The organism is Thiomonas sp. X19, from assembly GCF_900089495.1.
Lineage (GTDB): Bacteria > Pseudomonadota > Gammaproteobacteria > Burkholderiales > Burkholderiaceae_C > Thiomonas_A.
Map to the genome: position 1 here is coordinate 46111 of NZ_LT605203.1, position 19484 is coordinate 65594.

12 protein-coding genes and 3 pseudogenes are annotated in these 19484 nt (G+C 68.1%); all 15 read right to left on the reverse strand.

Annotated features, from left to right (window positions below):
• The 15 genes and pseudogenes from THIX_RS00440 to THIX_RS00510 all read right to left on the reverse strand — a co-directional run bounded on the left by THIX_RS00440 (position 1) and on the right by THIX_RS00510 (position 19414).
• Complete coding sequence (locus THIX_RS00440) at positions 1-1905, reverse strand: NADH-ubiquinone oxidoreductase-F iron-sulfur binding region domain-containing protein (RefSeq protein ID WP_112484383.1); 1905 nt, start codon at positions 1903-1905, stop codon at positions 1-3.
• 129 nt (positions 1906-2034) lie between these two features.
• A complete protein-coding gene (locus THIX_RS00445; RefSeq protein ID WP_112484384.1) occupies positions 2035-3672 on the reverse strand; it encodes an OFA family MFS transporter in 1638 nt (545 codons plus the stop codon).
• A 232-nt stretch (positions 3673-3904) separates the two neighbouring features.
• Complete coding sequence (locus tag THIX_RS00450) at positions 3905-4792, reverse strand: LysR family transcriptional regulator (protein ID WP_112484385.1); 888 nt, start codon at positions 4790-4792, stop codon at positions 3905-3907.
• A 216-nt stretch (positions 4793-5008) separates the two neighbouring features.
• A pseudogene (locus THIX_RS00455) lies at positions 5009-5660 on the reverse strand (molecular chaperone).
• Positions 5661-5726: 66 nt separating this feature from the next.
• Positions 5727-7996 (reverse strand): annotated as a pseudogene (locus THIX_RS00460) (4Fe-4S dicluster domain-containing protein).
• On the reverse strand, positions 7993-8697 hold the full coding sequence (locus THIX_RS00465; protein ID WP_112484386.1) for a DUF3306 domain-containing protein: 705 nt from the start codon (positions 8695-8697) through the stop codon (positions 7993-7995). The pseudogene THIX_RS00460 and the gene THIX_RS00465 overlap by 4 nt, the downstream one beginning before the upstream one ends.
• A 10-nt stretch (positions 8698-8707) precedes the next feature.
• Complete coding sequence (locus THIX_RS00470) at positions 8708-9424, reverse strand: DUF3305 domain-containing protein (protein ID WP_233224322.1); 717 nt, start codon at positions 9422-9424, stop codon at positions 8708-8710.
• Positions 9421-10272 carry a formate dehydrogenase accessory sulfurtransferase FdhD gene (locus THIX_RS00475; protein WP_112484387.1) on the reverse strand — a complete coding sequence of 284 codons (852 nt, stop codon included), beginning with the start codon at positions 10270-10272 and terminating at the stop codon, positions 9421-9423. The genes THIX_RS00470 and THIX_RS00475 overlap by 4 nt, the downstream gene beginning before the upstream one ends.
• 219 nt (positions 10273-10491) lie before the next feature.
• Positions 10492-10809, reverse strand: a complete 318-nt coding sequence (locus THIX_RS00480) for a hypothetical protein (protein WP_112484388.1) — start codon at positions 10807-10809, stop codon at positions 10492-10494.
• Between the two features lie 9 nt (positions 10810-10818).
• Positions 10819-11513: pseudogene (locus THIX_RS00485) on the reverse strand (formate dehydrogenase subunit gamma); the annotation flags it as partial.
• A gap of 133 nt (positions 11514-11646) precedes the next feature.
• The gene (locus THIX_RS00490; protein WP_112484389.1) at positions 11647-13308 is read right to left on the reverse strand and encodes an MFS transporter; all 1662 of its coding nucleotides are present in this window, start codon (positions 13306-13308) and stop codon (positions 11647-11649) included.
• 310 nt (positions 13309-13618) lie between these two features.
• A complete protein-coding gene (locus THIX_RS00495) occupies positions 13619-13942 on the reverse strand; it encodes a DUF1840 domain-containing protein (protein WP_112484390.1) in 324 nt (107 codons plus the stop codon).
• Positions 13943-14024: 82 nt separating this feature from the next.
• Positions 14025-15386 carry a class I SAM-dependent methyltransferase gene (locus tag THIX_RS00500; RefSeq protein ID WP_112484391.1) on the reverse strand — a complete coding sequence of 454 codons (1362 nt, stop codon included), beginning with the start codon at positions 15384-15386 and terminating at the stop codon, positions 14025-14027.
• A 185-nt stretch (positions 15387-15571) separates the two neighbouring features.
• Entirely contained in the window at positions 15572-16897 is a 1326-nt protein-coding gene (locus tag THIX_RS00505) for an IS110-like element ISCARN20 family transposase (protein ID WP_086558138.1), read from the reverse strand.
• Between the two features lie 411 nt (positions 16898-17308).
• Entirely contained in the window at positions 17309-19414 is a 2106-nt protein-coding gene (locus tag THIX_RS00510; RefSeq protein WP_158540753.1) for an EAL domain-containing protein, read from the reverse strand.
• Between the last annotated feature and the right edge of the window lie 70 nt (positions 19415-19484).

Genomic DNA, 19484 nt, shown 5'->3' on the forward strand with positions numbered 1-19484 from the left:
TCAGATCTCCGCTGTCGCACGGCCGCTTCCGACTTCCTGAGGGAAGTGGCGCAGCACGCTGTCGGTGGGGTTGGGGGCGGCCTGGCCGAGGCCGCAGATGGACGCGTCGCGCATGAGCTGGCTTAAAGCGCCGATGTGCGCGCCGTCCCATTGCGAGGGAGCCATCGCCGCGAGCATCTGGTGCGTGCCTTCGCGGCAAGGAGTGCATTGGCCACAGCTCTCGTGGGCGAAGAACTGCATGAGGTTGCGCGCGGCGTGTGTGGCGGTGTCGGTGTGATGCGGATTCCTGCCGAGGACGATGACGGCCATCGAGCCGATGAAGCAGCCTTGCGCGTCCAGGGTGCCGAAGTCCAGCGGCAGGTCGGCTTGGCTCTCGTTGAGTATGCCGCCCGACGCGCCGCCGGGCAGCACGCCGTACAGGGTCCAGCCGGTGGCCATGCCGCCGCAGTATTCGTCGATGAGTTCGCGCGAGGTGATGCCCGCCGGTGCCAGAACCACGCCGGGCTTGGCGACGCGGCCCGAGACGGTGAAGCGGCGCAGGCCCTTGCGGCCACGCCGGCCTTGGTTCGCCCAGGCGAGCGGGTCATTCAGAATATCGCGCACCCACCAGAGGGTTTCGACGTTGTGCTCCAGCGTGGGCCTGCCGAACAGGCCGCTGATGGCGACGATCGGCGGCTTGAGCCGGGGCATGCCGCGTTTGCCTTCGAGCGATTCGATCAGCGCCGATTCCTCGCCGCAGATATAGGCCCCGGCACCACGGCGCAGCGCCACTTGGGGCAGGCGCTTGCGCACCTCGGCGTCGCTGCCCGGTTCATCATCCGCCGCGCCACCAATATCCACCCCGCCATAGCGCAGCAGCCCGGCGGCGTGCAGGGCTTGCAGTTCGCGATGCAACAGCGCGCCCTCGGCGGCGTATTCGTCGCGCAGGTAAATCCACACCCGGCCTGCGGCCACGGCCCAGGCGGCGATCAGAATGCCCTCCAACATGCGGTGCGGCGTGGTGCGCAGCAGGTGGCCGTCCTTGCAGGTGCCCACCTCGCCTTCGTCGGCGTTGATCACCACCAGGCGCGGGCCCGGCTGCTGCGCCACGGTGCGCCATTTGCGCACGCTGGGAAACCCGGCACCGCCCAGGCCGCGCAACTCGGCGTCCTCGATGCGCTGCATCGCCACTTCAGGGGTGATACGCCCGGCACGGCAATCGGCCAGCAGGGCGTAGCCGCCACCTGCGCGATAGGCGGCGAGGTCTTCGGCATCCTTCGGCGCTGGCGGCGCTACGTTCCCCACCCCAATCCTCCCCACAGGTTGGGAGGGAGTGATCTCACCTTCCCCGCCGGCGGGGAAGGCCGGGAGGGGAATGGCTTGCGGCAGGGCTGCGAGCACCGCTTCAGCCGTGGCATGGCCCAGTGCCTGGCGCCCGACCAGCACGCCGGGGGCCCGGGTGCACAAGCCCATGCAGGACGCGCCCTCCACCGCGACGCCATCGCCGCAGCGTTGCTGCAGGTCGGTGAGCAGCGCATCGGCCCCGGCCAGGGCACAGCTCAGATTGGTGCACACGCGCACGGTGGCCGTGGGCGCGGGTTCGTCTTCGCGCAGCAGGCGGAAGTGGTGGTAGAAGCTGGCGACTTCAAACACCTCGCTGGTGCTCAGGCGCAGCCATTCGGCCAGCGCGGCGAGGCGCGAGGGGCGCAGGCCGCCTTCGGCGTCGTTGATGCGGTGCAGGTGCTCCATCAGCAGGTCGGGCCGGGCGGCCAGATCGGCGCAAGCGGCTTGCACGGCTTGCCGCGCCTGCGGACTGACCAGGCCGCCGCGCGGAGTGTTGCGCATGAAGCGCAGCGGCTGGGGGCGAGCGGCGCTTTGCTGCGGCTCGACGGCGGTGGGAACCCTTGTAGGCGCGGTGGTGGACATGACGGCGGGACTCGATTGTTGTGACGTGTATGGGGTGCTCGTGAAGCGACGAGGCCGGCATGCAGCCGGCCTCGGATGTTCTACCGACTGGACAGCGACTGAATCCAGCCGCTGTCCGCAAACCTTAGCTCAGAACAGAACTGCTGCTTTTTGCAGGGCGATGGTCACGCCGATGAGGAAGGGAATGCCCACGGCGGCCCAGGCCAGCACGCCGACCAGCCCCAAGCTGCCGCGCGCGGCGTGTTCCGCGTCGCCGCCGATGCGGTCTTCATGCTTGAGGGCACGCTCGCGAGCCAGCTCGTCGGGGGTCATGTAGTACTTGGGGTTGACCGGGCGCACCAGCATGTTGAGGATGAAGCCCAGCAGCAGCAGGCCAGTGAGGATGTACAGGGTGCGGTCGTAGACCAGGTTGTGCGCCACGCCGGCGTTGATCTGGGTCTGGCGAATGGCGGCGATGAGGAAGGGGCCCGCCACGCCGGCCACCGACCAGGCGGTGAGCAGGCGGCCGTGGATGGCGCCCACCATCTGCGTGCCGAACAGGTCGGCCAGATACGCCGGCACGGTGGCGAAGCCGCCGCCGTACATGGTCATGATGATGCAGACCACGAGGATGAACAGGCCGGCCGCGCCGCTGTGGCCCAGGCTGGGCAGGCTGGCGTACAGCACGATGCCGAGGGCGAAAAAGACGGCGTAGGTGGTCTTGCGGCCGATGTAGTCCGACAGCGCGGCCCAGAACAGGCGCCCGCCACTGTTGAACAGGCTGATGAGCCCGAGCAGGCCGGCAGCGGCCGCCACCACACTGGCTTTCTGCGCGGCGTCGAGCGCCGCGGCGCTGCCGAGCCCGATGAGGCGGCCACCGAACACGTCTTGCAGCATGGGGCTGGCCATGGACAGCACGCCGATACCGGCCGTGACGTTCAGGCACAGCACACCCCACACCAGCCAGAACTGCGGCGTCTTCCAGGCCTTGTTGAGATGCACCTCATGGTCGGTGATCATGGCGTTGCCGCCTTGCGCCTTGGGCGTCCAGCCCAGCGGCTTCCAGCCCGTGGGCGGCACGCGAAAGCCGAAGGCCCCGGCCGACATCACCACGAAATAGAGAATGCCCATGAGGATGAGCGTGGGGGCCACGCCTTGCGGACTGGTGGCACTGAAATGTTTCATCAGCGCCACCGCCAGCGGCGCGCCGATCATGGCGCCCCCACCAAAGCCCATGATGGCGAAACCGGTGGCCAGGCCGCGACGGTCGGGGAACCACTTGATGAGTGTCGAGACAGGCGTGATGTAGCCCAGGCCCAGGCCGATGCCGCCCAGCACCCCGCTGCCCAGGATCACCAGCCAGAGTTGGTGGGTGGAGACGCCAATGCCGCCCAACACGAGGCCGCCGCCCCAGCACAGTGCGGCGATGAATCCGGCCTTGCGCGGGCCGGCGTGTTCCAGCCACGCGCCCCAGACGGCCGCTGAAATGCCGAGAAAGGCGATGAAGACTTCGAAGATGTGCGTGACCGATGGCACGGTCCAGTTGCAACTGGTGGTGGTGAGCTGGCCCCAGAAACCCATGCTGCTGCACAGGGCGGCGTCGGTGCCGGTGAGCAGCTTGCTCATGGGCAGCCAGAACACCGAAAAGCCGTAGGCCATACCGATGCAAAGGTGGATGGCGAGTGCTGCTGGCGGCACCAGCCAGCGGTTGAACTGCGTGCCCGCAACGGTACGCTCGCGGTCAAGCAGACCTGCTGCCGGCAGGGTTGTCGTCATCGATTCAGACATGGTGTCTCCTCTTGTGGGTTGTTGGCATGAACAACGTTACCGCTACGACTTGGGTAGCGGAATAGGTTTATAGCGCAAGCCTGTGACCGCAAGTTACTTGCCGAGGCGGAATTTGCCCATCGATATTTCCTGAAGAGGCGTTCGGTTTTCCAGCATGCGCCCATGGCCTCAATCGGCATGAATACCCGGTGGAGATCCAAGTCCGGTTCTGCGGCGGCGCCTTGCCAAGGCCTCAGTCCGCGCCCAACTGCAGCGCTGCGGCGATCAGCGCCTCCACCGCCACCGGCCTGGGCTTGCGCGCCAGCGTCACCAGTCCGGTCTGCCACGACACCAGGGGTTGTTCCAGAAGCACCACATCCACCCCCTGCGGTGTGCCGATGTTGTCGAGCACGCTGCGCGGCAGGATGCTGCACCAGCTGCCGCTGGCCACATGCGCCAGCATGCTGACGATGGAGTTGGTTTCCACCCCCGGCTGCGGGCACAGGCCCAGGCCATCGAACACGCGGTTGATGGTCTTGCGGTTCTGCATGTCCGGCGTCAGCAGGCATAGCGGCAGTTGCCCCGCCTCGGCCCAGGTGATGGTCTTGAGACCCCATGCGGGGGTGCGGGCGCCGGCGATGAGCACATGCTGCTCATGCCAGATGGGCACGAATTCCAGCTCCGCCGCGTGGCTGGACTCGGTGTAGACGATGCCGCCGTCGACTTCGAACGATTGCACCCGGCGCAGGATGGCGTCGGTGTTGAGCGAGAGAATTTCGAGGGTGAGTTGCGGATGCTGCCGCGCCAGCTCGGCCGACAGCGCCGCCACCACGGTGAGCGCGGTGGGAATCACCCCGAGCCGCAGCCGGCCGCTCAAGCCCGCGCCCAACTGGGTCAGGTGCAAGCGGAAATCCGCCTCCACGGCCGCCATGCGTCGGGCATAGTCGAGCACCGCCAGGCCTTCGCTGGTGAAGCCCGAAAAGGCCTGGCCGCGCTCGACCACGGCCACGCCCAGTTCGGCTTCGAGGTCGCGAATGGCGGCCGACAAGGTGGATGGCGAAACATGGCAGCTGGCGGCGGCCCGGCCGAAGTGGCGCTCCTGCGCCAGGGCGATGAGGTAGCGGTATTTGCGTGAAAGCATCTGCGGCGGTCTGAGGTGATCTGGGGCTGGCTCGGAAATCGACATGCAGGGCAAGGCTAGCGCAGCGGGCACGGCCGCGTTCAGCAGTCCTGAGGATCAGCCGACGCCGCAGGTTGACGACGCCCTGCCCTCACGGTCATCGGGCATCCCTCACCGTGGATTGCGCGCTTGACGCTCCCGGCGTGCGCAGCGCGACGGCAGCAACGCGGCGAAACCTCAGTCCAGCCAGTCGAAACCGAGTTGTTCGACGGCAAGAAATTCGCGGGTGAAATCAGCCACGGCGCCGTAGAAACCAGCCGCCGGATGCGCGGCGATAGCCTCGCACATGCGGGTGCCCCAGGGTTGGACATGCGCCTGGAACAGCGCGCGCTGGCACGTCAGCAGGCACCGCTCGGGGTCGTCGCCGGCGATGAGAAAACGCATGATTTCAGCCAGGATGGCGAAGTGGTCCTCGCTCTCGCCCACCTCCTGGCGCCGTGCCAGGCCGAGTTCCTGCAAGTCGCCGCGCAGGCGCGCGAGCGGCTTTTCGTGCAACGCGCCGGCCAGGTAGTAAGAAAGAACCGTAGACATACACCGCCGGCTGGCCGATGCCGCCGAACAGGGTTTCGAAGGCCGCGCGCGCGGCGCCGGCGCTGGTGTGGCGCGCCGCCTCGGCCAGCCTCACCCGGGCGGCCTGCAGCGGGCTGGGCCGCGCGTCGGCCGCTGCAGCCGCAGCGGCGGGCTGTTCGGCCAGATGCCGCAGCAGCTCGGCATCGGCCGGGGCGATGTAGAGCAGCGCGAGCAAGCCCCAGACATCGGCACGGTCGGCATCCTCGGCGCTCGGGGCGGCGGCCAGGGGTTGCGGGCTGGCGGTGGAAGGGGATGACATGGCGGCGGGCAGCGAAGCAATCAGCGGAAAGGTTGGCAGTGCGGTGAGCAGGGAGGCCTGCGCCATTCAGCGCGGGTTGTGGGATGTGGGGACCGAGGACGGCGCGGTGCCGGCGCCGCCGTGCATGTCGATGACGCGGCAATCGCCACACATTTTCAAGCGCTCGGCGGCAGCGCCGGCAAAGGCCGGATGACCGGCGAGCTTGACCAGCATCTGCTCGATGGCCTGCACCGTGCCGAATGGTTTGCCGCAGCGCACGCAGCGCCAGGGCTGGGCCTGGCGCAGGGTGCGCGGCTCGCTGCGCTGCGGCCCCCATTGCAGCCGCGGTTCGAGGCGGATGGCGTCCTCCGGGCAGGTCTTGACGCACAGGCCGCACTGCACGCAGTTTTTCTCGACGAAGCGCAGTTGCGGAGTTTGCGGGTTGTCGAGCAGCGCGCCGGCGGGGCAGGCGCCAACGCAGCTCAGACACAGGGTGCAGCGCGCGGGGTCGACGTGAATGGCGCCGAGCGCAGCGCCCGCGCCATGCGGCAGGGCGATGGCCGCCTCGCCCCGCGCCACGGTTTGCAGCGGCGCATGGCGCAGCAGGTGGTCGAGCGCGAGGTCGAGCGTGGCGCGCTTTTGCGCCAGCGCGGCAAAGCCGGCCGCAGCCGTGGGCGCGGCGCCGGCCGGGCGCGGTGTGGCCAGCAGGGCGTCGAGTTCGGTCGCATCGGCCGTTTGCACCAGCGCCAGCCGGGTGCCGGTGTAGCCCATGCCATGCAGCAGGGTTTGGCCCAGGGCGAGTTGGGCGCGCAGGGCATCGAGGTAGGCCGGCGCCTCGCCGCCGGTGGACAGCACCAGGATTTCAGCCGCGCCCCAGGCTGCCGCCGCCAGCCACAGTTCAAGCCCGACCGAGGCGATATGCCACAACGCCACCGGCATGACATGTGCGGGCAAGCCTTGCAGCTCGCACCGGCTTGCCGCCAGGCGGCCGAGTTCGCCCAGCAGCTGCGCGTCCTGCTCCTGGCTGTGCAGCAGCGCGCCGGGCGCTTCAGCCCGGCGCGCTGCGCCGTGCCCAGCAGGGCGCGCAGGCGGGCGCCCAGATCGGTGGCGCGCGGCCAGGCATAGGTGAGCGCGCCGGATGGGCAAACCGTGGTGCAGGCGCCGCAGCCGACGCACAGATGCGGCTCGACCTCGATCTGGTTCAGGAAGGGTTTGGCGCCAGGGCTGCGCTGGCCGTGGGCGCGGGGTGGCTCCAGGCCTTGCGCCGGCTGAACGGATTGGGCCGGCGGTTGTGGCTGCTCGGCACGCAGGCGCGCGCGGCTGCTGATGGCCTGGGCCGAGCACACCTCGACACAGGCGTTGCAGCCGAGCAGGCTGTTGCGGCTGTGGGCGCAGAGCTTGGCGTCGTACTGGAAGAAGCGCGGCTTTTCGAACTTGCCCTGGCGCTCGCGCAGTTCGGCCACGGCGCGCACCAGCGCCAGCGGGTCGGCGCCCGGAGCGTAGTAGCCCTGCGGCGGCTGGTGCAGGCGAACGGCGGGGACGGGTTGCAGGTCGAGGACGAGGTCGAAGGTTTCGACATGGCGCTGCGGCGCGCGGTCGAAGTCGATCGCGCCGATGCCGCCGCAGGCGCGCACGCAGTCGCGGTGCGAGGTGCAGCGCGACAGGTCGATCTGGTAGTCCAGCCCGATGGCGTCTTCCGGGCAGGCCCGCAGGCAGGCATTGCAGCGGGTGCAGAGGTCGAGGTCGATGGGGTTGGCGCTCTCCCAGCCCACCTCGAAAGCCCCGAGCCAGCCGCGCACGGCGATGACGCGGCCGGCATGCGCCAGCTGGTCGCGCTGCAAGGGCAAGGCTGCCGCTGCAGTCTTGCCCGCAGCGGCACCGGTGTCGAGCAGGGTGAGGGTGAGGGTGAGGGTGAGGCTGTCGGCCAGCAGGCCGCGGGCGAGCTGCAGCGAGGCGGCATCGCCCAGCACCAGGCAGCGGCCCTGGCTGGTGTACGTGGCGGTGGGCACCGGCTCGGGCTCGGGCAATGCGGCGGCAGCCAGCAGCGCGGCCATTTTGGGACCGGCAGCGGCGGCTTGCCGGCTCCAGCCGGCGGTCTCGCGAATGTTGACGAAGCGGATCGGACGCACATCGGACGGCGGCACGCCTTCGGTCTGGCCGGCGACTTCGGCGAACAGGCGCGACTCCTGGGTGCAGGCCACCAGCAGCGGCGCATCGTCCTGCGCGGCACGCTGGAACTGGGCCATCTCGCGTCGGCAGAGCTGGCTGTGCGGCGTCAGCTTCTCGCCAAGCGCGGCGGACAGCTCGGCAAAGTCCAGCGGCATGCTGTGGTTGCAATCGCAGACCAGGGTTTTCATGTCTCGGGGGGCGCATCGGGTTGCGCCGGATGGATGGGCGTCGGATCAGCCGGCGTCATCGCAGCTGCCGGAGGGCTGTGCTGCGGAGCTTGGGAGGCCAGGGCAACGGTGCCAGGTTGGGATGCGGCAGGCTCGGCCGCATCGCCGGCCGCCGACGCGGTGGGTTGCGTCGGCCCGCCGGCCTCCACGGCGTCGGCCATCGGCGCATCAGGCTGGGCGAACAGGCCGGCGGCGGCACGCTGGCGCAGGCGCTCGAGCATGGCCGCCGGGATCGGGCTGGCGACGTTGTAGTCGTCGGTATAGGTGTTGAGCCCATCCATCACATTGAACTGGGGGGCTTGGAACATTTTGCGCAAGGCCGCGCGGCGCACGCCTTCGTCCACCCCGGCGGCGACGAAGCGCCGCAGGTCGGCGCTGTGATCGAGCGCCCGCAACTCGTCCAGCGTGGGCGCGGGCGCGGCGGGTTGGATTGGTGCGGGTTCGCCAGGCTGGGGTTGGGGCGGCGGTACCGGCTCCGCTGCCCTTGCTGCAGCAGGGTCGAGCGCGCCGGGCGCCGCAGTGGCAGCGGATGCCGAAGCCGAAGCGGCGGCGGCTTGCCCGCCTTGCTGCGGCACGGCGTCCTTCGATTGCAGCTTGCGACGCGACCAGCGCGCGAGAAAGCCGCTGGCCGGCGCGTCGTCTTTCGGGGCAGGCGTGGTCATGGCCCTGCGCTCACGGACAAGACGCCGGGGGCTCGTCCTGCGCGGATTGGGCCGGCGCCGCGCCAGGGTCGGTCGCGGATGCGGCATGGACGCGCGTGGCGTCGCGCTCCTGCGGGGTGAGGAAACTTTGCGGGCGGCGGCGCTTGCGCGGCTCGGGCTTGTAGTGCACGGTATTGAAGTCGGCCAGCCAGTTGGCCACTTCGCCCGGCAACGCTGCGATTTCAACCGTCTCGCCAGCGTCCATCCAGCGTGCGGCCTCGTTGTAGGAGAGCGTGACCGCCTGCACCACCGGCAGGCCGGCGGACAACTGGCGTGGATCGTCGCAATCAGGCTCGGCCGGGGCGCTCCACCAGACGAACCACGATGGGCTGGGCGAGGTGAGGTTGAGGTGGTAACCCTCGGCCTCGTCGCGGTGCAGTTGCACGCTGTGGCCGGGGTAGAGCCATTGCGATGCGGCCTCACTCCACGCCCGGCAGAGTGGGCTGGGCGATGGCGCCTGGGCCCCAAGCGCATCACCCGGGCTGTGACTTGCCTCAGCCGGCAGCACATCCAGCAGGCTCCAGCGCCAGCGCTGCCAGCGGTTGTGCTGGCGCTGGCGCTGGAGCAACACGCCTAGCTGCAACTGCGGCACCTTGGGCGCGGCCGCTGGCATCGCCGTGGCGCTCGGAATGGCGCCTGCATCAGCGACGGGCTTGGCGGCGGGCGGGGCCATGGGACGCGCGCTCATGCTCCCACCGCCGTGCTGACGACGGGTCGCAAGAGTGGCTCGGCGATGAAGCGCTCGAACCCGGTGTATTGCAGGAAATGGCGATTGGTGCAGCGCGCGAACAGGGCGATGCCGCGTTGCTGCGCAATGTCGTAGCCCATCTGCGTCACGCCCGAGCGCGACACCAGGATGGCCACGCCCATCAGCGCGCATTTGATGACCATCTCCGACGTGAGCCGTCCGGTGGTGTAGAACACCTTGCCGGTGCCTTCCACGCCGTGCAGCCACATCCAGCCGGAGATGGCGTCCACCGCGTTGTGGCGGCCCACGTCCTCGGTGAACATCAGCAGCTCGTCGCCGGCGAACAAGGCGCAGCCATGCACCGAACCGGCGGTCTTGTAGATGCTGTCGTGCCGGCGCATGGCGTCGAGCAGGGCGTAGAGTTCGCTCTGGCGGATGCGGGTGCGCGTGTCGATCTCGGTGGTGCCGACCTCGTGCATCAGATCGGCGTACACCGTGCCCTGGCCGCAGCCGGTGGTGACGACGCGTTTGGCCGAACTGCGCAGTGCCAGGTCGGCAATGCCGCCGCGGCTGGTGATGGAACAGGCTTCGACCTCCCAGTCCACCTGCACCGCGGCGATGTCGTCGATCGCGCGCACCAGGCGCTGGTTGCGCAAATAGCCCAGCGCCAGCAGCTCCGGCGCCGCGCCCACGGTCATGAGGGTGACCAGTTCGTGCTTGTCGAGGTAGAGCGTGAGCGGGCGCTCGGCAGGAATATGCACCTGCTGCGGCTCGCCATATTCGTTGCGCACGTCGACCGCGCGCGTCAAATCGACGCGGGCATCGCTGAGCAGGGGCGCGCGCGGCACCCGAGCCCGCGCCGGCAAAGCCGGGGCGGAAGTAGGTTGGGCGGAGTGTGTGTGCATGGGTGTTGCGGATGGGCCGGACAGGGATCGGGCCAGGAAGGGCTTCTGCATACAGGACTGGCCGCGTTTGCATCAGCCCTCAGCCTACCCCCGTGCGAGCATGGTCGCACGGGGCCGGACCAATGTTGACGCGGGCAAGCGCCGCTGGCGACTGCGCGCCGGCTACTTCTTGTCGGCAGATGGCGCCGGCGCCGCTTCAGGAGGGGCATAGGCGAAAGGGCCGGGGTCGACGCAGGCTGGCGTCGCCACCGGCGGTTGGGTCGGCTCGCCCTGCTGCTTGGCATGCGCGTAATAGTCGGCAGCGACCTTGTTCTGAGCCTGGCAAAGCTGGTAGGCGGCGACCTTGTCGCCCCATTTTCCCTTCGCCGCGGCCTCTTCCGCCTTGGCCTTGGCTTCGGGGCTGGGTGGGGGCAGCTTGGCCCAGGCAGCGGCTCCGAGGCTCAGGGCACAACAAACGAGGACGAGATGTGCGGGTTTCATGTGGGCTCCTCAAACTTTCGGCTTGGCCACGGCGATCGGCGCCTGCGCCTTGACACCGCTGCGCTGGGCGGGAATCTTGCCGGCCTTGATGTCGTCCAGCCACAGCGCATGGTGTTGCTTGGCCCAGGCTTCGTCGACATAGCCGGTGCGCATGCCATCGATCGCGCCTTCGGTGCCGATGGTGCCGATGTAGATGTGGCCAAAGGCCATGGCTATCAGCAAAATGGTGGCGCTGGCGTGGATGATTTCAGCCACCTGCATCGCGCCACGGGTGTAAGGAAAGTCGGGCACGAGCCTGTCCAGCACCAGCCCCGAGCCGACCGCGATCAAGCCGAGGGCCAGGACACCGAGCCAGAACCAGATTTTTTCGCCAGCGTTGAAGCGCGCCGCCGGCACCTCGGCGCCGCCGAACATGCCGCCGCCCTTGGCCAGCCAGGCAGGTCCTGCCGGTTTGGCAGGTTGTCGCGAATGAACATGAGCAGCACGATGACCAGGGCGATCCCGAACAGGGGACCGACAAAGTTGTGCAGGGTCTTGAGCGCGTAGCTGAGCCAACCGAACAGGCTGAGGCCGAGCACGGGGAGCAGGAAGAACTTGCCGAACATCATGACGATGCCCGACACCGCCAGGGTGATGAAGCTGTAGGCAAGCGCCCAATGCATGAAGCGCTCGAACGGGATGAAGCGCTCAATGTACGCGCCCGATGAGGGCCTTCCAAACAGAAAAACTTGTCGCGAACAGCCCTATTCCAAGCAGGGGAGCGCGCCAAAAATGGCCCGTGCGAAGCGGGCCGTACTGCGAGGTTCATGCGAGTCTTGTGGCTTCTTTTCAGTGCTTTCAGTCGTGCGCGTAAATGTCGCGGTCCTTGGTCTCCGGCAGGAAGAACAGGCCGATGACGAAGGTTGCGCTGGCGACGATGATGGGATACCACAGGCCGTAGTAGATATTGCCGTTCTGCGCCACCAGGGCGAAGGCGATGGTGGGCAGCAGGCCGCCGAACCAGCCGTTGCCGATGTGATACGGCAAGCTCATCGAGGTGTAGCGGATGCGGGTGGGGAACAGCTCCACCAGGGCCGCAGCGATGGGGCCGTAGACCATGGTGACGTAGATCACCAGCAGCACCAGGATGGCGGTGACCATGGGCTTGTTGATCTTCGCCGGGTCGGCCTTGGCCGGGTAGCCCGCTGCCTTGATGGCTGCGCCGATGTCCTTCTTCAGCGCCGTCTCTTTCTCCTTGAACTCAGGCCCGGGCATGCCCTTGCCGTTGAAGGTCGGGATGACCTGGCTGCCCACCTGGATTTGCGCCACGCCCGTGCCGGCCACGTTGGTGTAGTTCACCGAAGAGGCTGCCAGCATCTGCTTGGCGATGTCGCACGAGCTGGTGAACTTGGCCGTGCCTGTGGGGTTGAACTGGAACGAGCACTCGGCCGGGTCGGCCACCAGGGTCACGGGAGTCCTGGCGAGGGCCTTGGCCAGGTCGGGGTTGGCGGCGTCGGTCAGCGCGTGGAACAGCGGGAAATAGGTCAGCGCAGCCAGCAGGCAACCGGCAAGAATGATGGGCTTGCGGCCGATCTTGTCCGACAGCGAACCAAAGAGCAGGAAGAAAGGCGTGCCGATGAGCAAGGACAGGCCGATGAGCAGATTGGCGGTGATGCCATCCACCTTGAGGGTTTGCGTCAGGAAAAACAGCGCGTAGAACTGCCCCGCGTACCACACCACCGCCTGCCCGGCCACCAGGCCCAGCAAGGCGAGGATGACGTACTTGAGGTTGCCCCATTTGCCGAACGATTCGGTCAGCGGCGCCTTGGAGGTCTTGCCCTCTTGCTTCATGCGCACGAAGGCGGGCGACTCATTGAGCTTGAGGCGAATCCACACCGAGATGACCAGCAGGAAAATGGACACGAGGAAAGGAATGCGCCAGCCCCAGTCGTTGAAAGCGTCCTCGCCCAGCGTGGTGCGCACACCGAGGATGACCAGCAGCGAGAGGAACAGCCCGAGCGTCGCCGTGGTCTGGATCCACGAGGTGTAGGCGCCGCGCTTGCCGCGCGGTGCATGCTCGGCCACATAGGTGGCGGCACCGCCGTACTCACCGCCCAGCGCCAGGCCCTGCAGCAGGCGCAGGGCGATGAGGATGACGGGAGCGGCCACGCCGATGGCGGCGTAGCTGGGCAACAGACCCACGATGAAGGTGGACATGCCCATGATCAGGATGGTGATCAGGAAGGTGTACTTGCGCCCGATCATGTCGCCGAGCCGCCCGAACAGGAGTGCGCCGAAGGGCCGCACGATGAAGCCGGCGGCGAACGCCAGCAGGGCGAAGATGAAGGCCGATCCGGGGTCGAGGCCGGCGAAGAACTTCGTCGCGATGATGGCGGCCAGCGAACCGTAAAGATAAAAGTCGTACCACTCGAACACGGTGCCGAGCGACGAGGCGAAGATGACCTTGCGCTCCTCGCCGGACATCGGACGCGGTGCGGCGTCCAGGGTGATTGCAGCCATCGAACTGTCTCCTCGTTCTGTTGGCGTTCGTGCAAGACGCACGCATCGCATGGGTTTGGGGCGGCTCGCAGCCGGCCTCCATTCGTAACACGACATGCGCTGATGTTACGAAGTGTGAGGATTGTTGAGGTGGCATCTGACCGCTTGCTGACAGCGAGGCGCCAAAAACATCCGGGGATTCCCGGAGTCAACCCGGGGTTCGACACGGCGCAAAGCCCTGCTCGCCGGAGTGCCGGGATGTTGCGCCGAGCCGGCGGACAGCCGCGCCATGGGGCGACGCTCGACTCCGCTCGCCAGCATCGAACCCGCGTCAAACGCCCCAGACGATGGGCTTGTCAGCCTCGAGGCTGCGCTTGAGCAGTTGGATGAAGGGCCAGGCGCGCTGATGCAGCGTAATGGGCTGGGCGCCGCCGGGAGCGGTCGCTGCGGGCTCAGCCGCGGTAGCCGTGCTCGGGTCGGCCTGACCCTCCGCCGCCACGGCGGCTTCCAGCTTGGCGATGGCCTGCGCCATATCGCCAGGCTCGATGATGCCCTGCGGCCCGGCTGGTTTGCCGATGATGGCCAGGATGCGCTCGGCTGGCCCCTGGTTCATGAACAGATCGGAATCGGCTTGGGACTTGAATTTGTAGAGCATGATGGCTGGAATGGGAAGTGGACGGAAAACCCGTTGCCGGGGCGAGGTGCGGTGCGCCAGCAAACCGCCCCGGCGCCAACGCTCAAACCGTTTCGCGATTTTCCAGGCGCTGGGGACCGAGGGGTGTCTGTGTCTTTGGCTTGGCCTGGTTGGCAGCTTGCGTGTAAATGTACCCACGATTGAACGGATATTCACTTTGCGCCGCGCGCAGCGTGGTGGCGGGCTCCTGGCGGGTCTCCACCACGCCATCGGGATGCGAGCCCAGCACCTGGAACAGCGAGATCCAGCCCTGCTCGAAGCCCATGGCCGAGCCGGCGAGGTACAGCCGGTAGGCACGCAGAATCTTCTCGGCATGCGTGCCCAGCGCCTGGCGGGCTTCGGCCTCGTGGGCCTCCAGGGCGTCGAGCCAGTGCCACAGGGTCTGGGCGTAGTGGGGGCGCAGGCATTCGGCGTCCAGCGGCTCCAGGCCACCGCGGGCCAGGGTGTCGAGCATGACGCTCACATGCACGAGCTGGCCGCCGGGGAAGATGTACTTCTCGATGAAGTCGCCCATGCCGCCGGCAAGCTGGGGGTTGTCGGTGCCGCCGGCGGTGATGCCGTGGTTCATCACCAGGCCGCCGGGCTTGAGCAGGCGGCGAATCTTGGCGAAGTACAGCGCCAGGCTGGGCCGGCCGACGTGTTCGCACATGCCCACCGAGGCCACTTTGTCGTAGGGCTGGGATTCATCGACGTCACGGTAGTCCTGCAGCAGCATCTTGACGCGCCCCTGCAGCCCCTTGTCTTCGATCAGGCGGTTGACGTAGGCGTACTGGTTCTTCGACAGGGTGATGCCGGTGGCCTGCACGCCGTAGTGCTCGGCGGCCCACAGCAGCAGGCCGCCCCAGCCGGCGCCGATGTCGATGAAGCGCTCGCCGGGCTTGAGCAGGAGCTTCTTGCAGATGTGGTCGAGCTTGGCTTCCTGGGCTGCAGCCAGGCTCATGCCGGGCTGGGCGAAGTAGGCGCAGGAGTAGACGCGCCGGGGGTCGAGCCACAGGGCGTAGAAATCGTCGCAGACGTCGTAGTGGCGCTGGATCTGGGCGGCGTCCTTGGCCCGGCTGTGGTGGCTGCGCTCCCACAGGCTGCGCTGCACGCGGCCGAGCAGGCGGGGCAGGAAGCTGGCGGACTCGCGGGTGGGGTCGGTGCCGAGCAGCGCGGGGGCGACGGCCATCAGGTCGCGCAGCCGGCCTTCGATCTCGAGACGGCCTTCGACATAGTCCTCGGCCAGACGGCCGATGGCGCCTTGCGCCAGGTGCATGAGGGCGCGCATATCGCGCACCACCAGGCGCAGTCGGGGCTGCGCGGCACCAATGCGCTGCCCCCCCGGAAGCTGCACGGAGCACGGCAGCGGCAGGTTGGCCAGGCGCTGCTCTGCCGGCTGCAACAGGAGACGGTGGGACCAGGACATGACGCATTCCTCCAGGGACAGGTCGTGCGGCAACCCCGCACCGGCAGACTCGGCCCGTACTTGGCGGGCGCGATGCGTGTTTCGATTGTGCCGCATCTCTGGTGGCGCTGCAGCACACGTCGGCGGTGCGCGCCCGACGCGCCGGCAGCCCCCTCTCAAGAAACAAAATGGGTTGAAGGCCGGTTTCATGCTGGCACCGGGTTTGGATGGATCTGGAAGCCAAGGGCAGCGGCGCGGCGCTTGAGGGCGACGATTGAGCGCTCGCGCTGCTGATCTTCATAGCGCTGCTGGCCTTGATCGACGAACGCCTCGCCACGCGTCAGCATGAAATACACCATGCGCGCCAGCTTGTGCGCGGTGGCGGTATTGGCACGCGGCTTGTCCATGCGGCCCGACAAGCGGCGGTAGAACGCGCCGAGGGCCGAGTCGCTGTGCGACAGGCTCATCGCGGCCATCTTCAGCGCCTGCCTGACCCGATTGGCGGATCGCCGGGTCTTGGCTGACAGCACCTTGCCGCCGCTGATCTTCGTGCCCGGACACAGCCCCAACCAAGAACAGAAGTGCTTGACGTTGGCAAAGCGACTCAGGTTGGGGCCGACCTCCGAGAGGATCTTCATCACCGCAGCCAGACCCAGGCCGTTGATGCGCGTGAGATCGACGCCGGCCCAGTTGGCCAGAATCTGGCGTGCGTCGAACTGCGCGCGCAGCTTGCTGCCTGCACGAGGCGTCTTGCCCAGATCGACCTTGGCCGCGCCAAGCTGGCTCAGCAGTCCTTGCAGCTTGGCGTCGCATTCGCCCAGGTGCCGGGCAATGTCGTCATACATCGCCAGCGCCTGGCGCAGCACGAACAGGTGCTCATCGCGCCAATTGCCCGTCAAGGCCTTGGCAATCTCCGTCTCACTGGCCTTGACACGAGCGTTGCGATACCGGGCCAGCGTCTTGGGGTCGCGCTCGCCAGCGACGATGGCGCGGATGATGGCTTGTCCCGTCAGTCCCATGACATCGGTCAGAACCTCGGTGAGCTGGATGTTCATCTGCACCAGCGCCTTTTGCATGCGCTGCACCCAACTGGCCTGCTCGGCCAAGAGCACGTCGCGCTGACGGGCCACGGCACGCACCACACAGACCTCATCGGTCGGGCGGAACGCCGCGCGCAAGAACCCCAGGCTCATCAACTTCTGCAACCACTGGCAGTCCTGCACATCGCTCTTGCGCCCAGGCACATACTTCATCTGCCGCGCATCGACCAAAAACACCGTCAAGCCGCGTTGCTCCAGCACCTCGAACACCGGGATCCAGTACACCCCGGTGGACTCCAGCGCCACGGTGTCGACCCCACACGCGAGCAGCCAGTCGGCCATGGCGTGCAGATCGTCGGTCATCGCACCGAACTCGCGCACCGGTTCGTCGCAGGCTTGCCGGGGTACCGCCACCCAGTGGCTCGACCCTCCTACGTCGATACCCGCCGCGTTGGGGAAGACCAGATCATCATCTCGCTTGCGCATCGCCATCGTTTGCTCCAAGATTGTCAACGAACGGCAGCGCCATGGGAGTCGTCGAATTCGACTCGATCTCTCAAACGGGATGCACATCGCTGTGCTCACCACTGTCGCCGACGATTCCCGGACCATGCTCACGAGCGGGCTCACCTCACGGCGTCCTACAACGCCGCAGGCTCGCACCAATGACTTGTCGGTCATCTCGGCACTGCCGTTCACCTTGTAGCCCAAAGATCGTTTCTTCGCGAACGCCGGGCGCCCCCAGGGGCTTGGGATGCTCATGAGAAAACGCACCGCCCCCCGAAGTTTTCTCATCCCCCTCGGGAGGCCTGAAGCGAAGCGGCAGGTCTGGGGGCGCGCACCGGCCGGGAGAACTTTCGCGCCGTCCAACACGACGAAGGCTGGATTGTGGAACCGCAGCGCTCAGCCCGCCGGCAGGCCGTTGGCCTGGCGCACATGGGCGGCGAGCAGGGCGCGCAGGGTGTTGCGGGCGTGGCTGTAGGCCTGGCTCGCAGGGCCTTGCGGCGCGGCGGCGAGCACTGCCAGGCGGGCGCGCTCCAGCGCGTCGCCCCGCAGATTCTGCGCGGCGAGGTAATGGCCCAGGGCACAGGGCACGTGGACGAAGCGATGCAGCAGGTCGGGCCAGGGCGCGAGGGCGCCGAGCTGGGCCTCCCACAGCAGATAGGCGGCGTAGGCGCCCAGGGCGGTGCGCGGTTGCTGCGGGTCGAGGTCGAGTCGCCAGCGGGCCGCCCAGGCCGGTATTTCGGCCGCGGGCATGGGCCGGGCGATGCCCCAGCCCTGACCGAAATCGGCGCCGAGCAGGGCAGCGGCCTCGATCAGCCCCGGGGTCTCCAGCCCTTCGACCGTGACCGGAATGTTCAGGTCCTGACTGAGCCGTGCCAGGTGGCGGATGAAGTCCAGCGCCTTTTGCGGCGCCAGCGTGGCACGGCGCACCAGGCCCTGGTCGATCTTGACCTCGTCGAACGCCAGGCTGTCCAGGCGCAGCAGCGAGCTGTAGCCGGAGCCGAGGTCGTCCTCGGCCAATTGCACGCCCAGGGCCTGCAGCCGCGCCATCAGTGGCTCGCGCACGGTGGCTTCGCCCAGTTCGCCGCTTTCGAGCAACTCCAGGGTCAGGCGTGCGGGCGGCACGCCGCTGGTGTGCAACTGGGTCTGCACCACGCGCACGAAGGCGGGGTCGCTCAGACCCTGCGGCGGCAGGTTGATGGATACGCCCAGATCCAGCCCCTGCGCCGCCCAGGTGCGCTGCGCGGCGAGCGCCTGTTGCAGGCCGAGTTCGAACAGCAGCAGCAACTGGCGCGCATCGAACGCGGGCAGGAATTCCGCCGGGCCGATGAGCCGACCGCCATCGGTCTCGCGCAGGCGCGCCAGGGCTTCGCATTTCACTGGCAGGCCGCTGCGCAGATCGACCACCGGCTGCATCAGCATCTGCAGCGCGCCGCTCTCCAGGCCCAGGCGGTAGAGCCGGCGGCTTTGATAAGGAATGACGCGGCTGCCCGCCAGCCCGCGCGACAGCGCCAGGCTCAGGCTGCGCTGCACATGCCCGAGCAAGGGGCGGCGCATCGGCGCGCTGAAATAGCCCGGCCAGGCAGCGTACAGGTCGACCATGGCAAAGGGTTGGCCATCGGCGTCGAGCAAGGGAATGGCGACGTTGCTGCGAATGCCCAGCGCCCGCGCCTCCTCGCGCCAGGGGGCGATGCGCGGGTCGGTGGCGTAGGAGACGACATGCTGCGGCTGCCCGCTGCGCCAGGCCAGCCCGGAAGCGCCGGCGCCGATGGCTTGGTCGGCATGCACGCCGACCGGCTGCGCCTGACCCTGCGCCACGCGCCGCACATAGGACTCGAAGCCGTCACCGCGCACCACCTCGAACTGCAGATGGCCGTCGGCATCGGGCCGCCCCAGTGTGGCGGCCACCATGCCGTCCAGTTCATGCAGGGCATCGAGCGCGCCGGCGGCCAGGTCCGGTGGCGCCAGTCCGTGCGCCAGCAAGTCGTCGAGCCGTGCCATGGCATCAACCTGCTGCGCCTCGACCGCCTGGTGCGCCACGACCTGATCGTGCAGATCCTGCATCAAGCGCTGGCCGAGCACCAAGCGGGCGGCCTCGCGCGCCGAAGCGTCGAGGGTTTGCGCGGCGCGTTGCAGACCTCGCAGCATGAGGTCTTGCAACAGCGCGGTTCCGCGCACCAGCCAGGCGACCGGCACCCCGGTCATCGCACGCATGCGCCCGGCATGCATGGACGCCACGCGCACCGCATCGGCCTGGCTGGCCGGGTCGAGCAGCAGGCGCAGATGCGTGGCCTGGTGCCGCGCGAGCGCGGCGAAATCGTCCTCCCCGAACAGCGCCAGCAAGTTCGCCGGCCCTTCGAGCAGCCGCAATTGGGCATAGAAGGCGTCGACCCACGGCCCGACCTGCTCGATCAGCGCAGGGGCCACGGCGCGCAAGCAGGCGTCGGCCTCGGGGCCATAGGCGGCCGGCAGATCGGAGCGCGTGGATGCGGCGGATGGGGGCATGGGCCGAATGATGGATGCGCATCGCGGCATGCGTCAACGACTTTCCCACGGAATATCGCGCCGAGCTCCG

Coding starts and splice junctions, on each gene's coding strand:
- THIX_RS00495 (WP_112484390.1), bottom strand. CDS start 13,942: ATGCTCTACAAATTCAAGTCCCAAGCCGATTCCGATCTGTTCATGAAC.
- THIX_RS00470 (WP_233224322.1), bottom strand. CDS start 9,424: ATGAGCGCGCGTCCCATGGCCCCGCCCGCCGCCAAGCCCGTCGCTGAT.
- THIX_RS00480 (WP_112484388.1), bottom strand. CDS start 10,809: ATGAAACCCGCACATCTCGTCCTCGTTTGTTGTGCCCTGAGCCTCGGA.
- THIX_RS00490 (WP_112484389.1), bottom strand. CDS start 13,308: ATGGCTGCAATCACCCTGGACGCCGCACCGCGTCCGATGTCCGGCGAG.
- THIX_RS00450 (WP_112484385.1), bottom strand. CDS start 4,792: ATGCTTTCACGCAAATACCGCTACCTCATCGCCCTGGCGCAGGAGCGC.
- THIX_RS00500 (WP_112484391.1), bottom strand. CDS start 15,386: ATGTCCTGGTCCCACCGTCTCCTGTTGCAGCCGGCAGAGCAGCGCCTG.
- THIX_RS00445 (WP_112484384.1), bottom strand. CDS start 3,672: ATGTCTGAATCGATGACGACAACCCTGCCGGCAGCAGGTCTGCTTGAC.
- THIX_RS00440 (WP_112484383.1), bottom strand. CDS start 1,905: ATGTCCACCACCGCGCCTACAAGGGTTCCCACCGCCGTCGAGCCGCAG.
- THIX_RS00505 (WP_086558138.1), bottom strand. CDS start 16,897: ATGGCGATGCGCAAGCGAGATGATGATCTGGTCTTCCCCAACGCGGCG.
- THIX_RS00510 (WP_158540753.1), bottom strand. CDS start 19,414: ATGCCCCCATCCGCCGCATCCACGCGCTCCGATCTGCCGGCCGCCTAT.
- THIX_RS00465 (WP_112484386.1), bottom strand. CDS start 8,697: ATGACCACGCCTGCCCCGAAAGACGACGCGCCGGCCAGCGGCTTTCTC.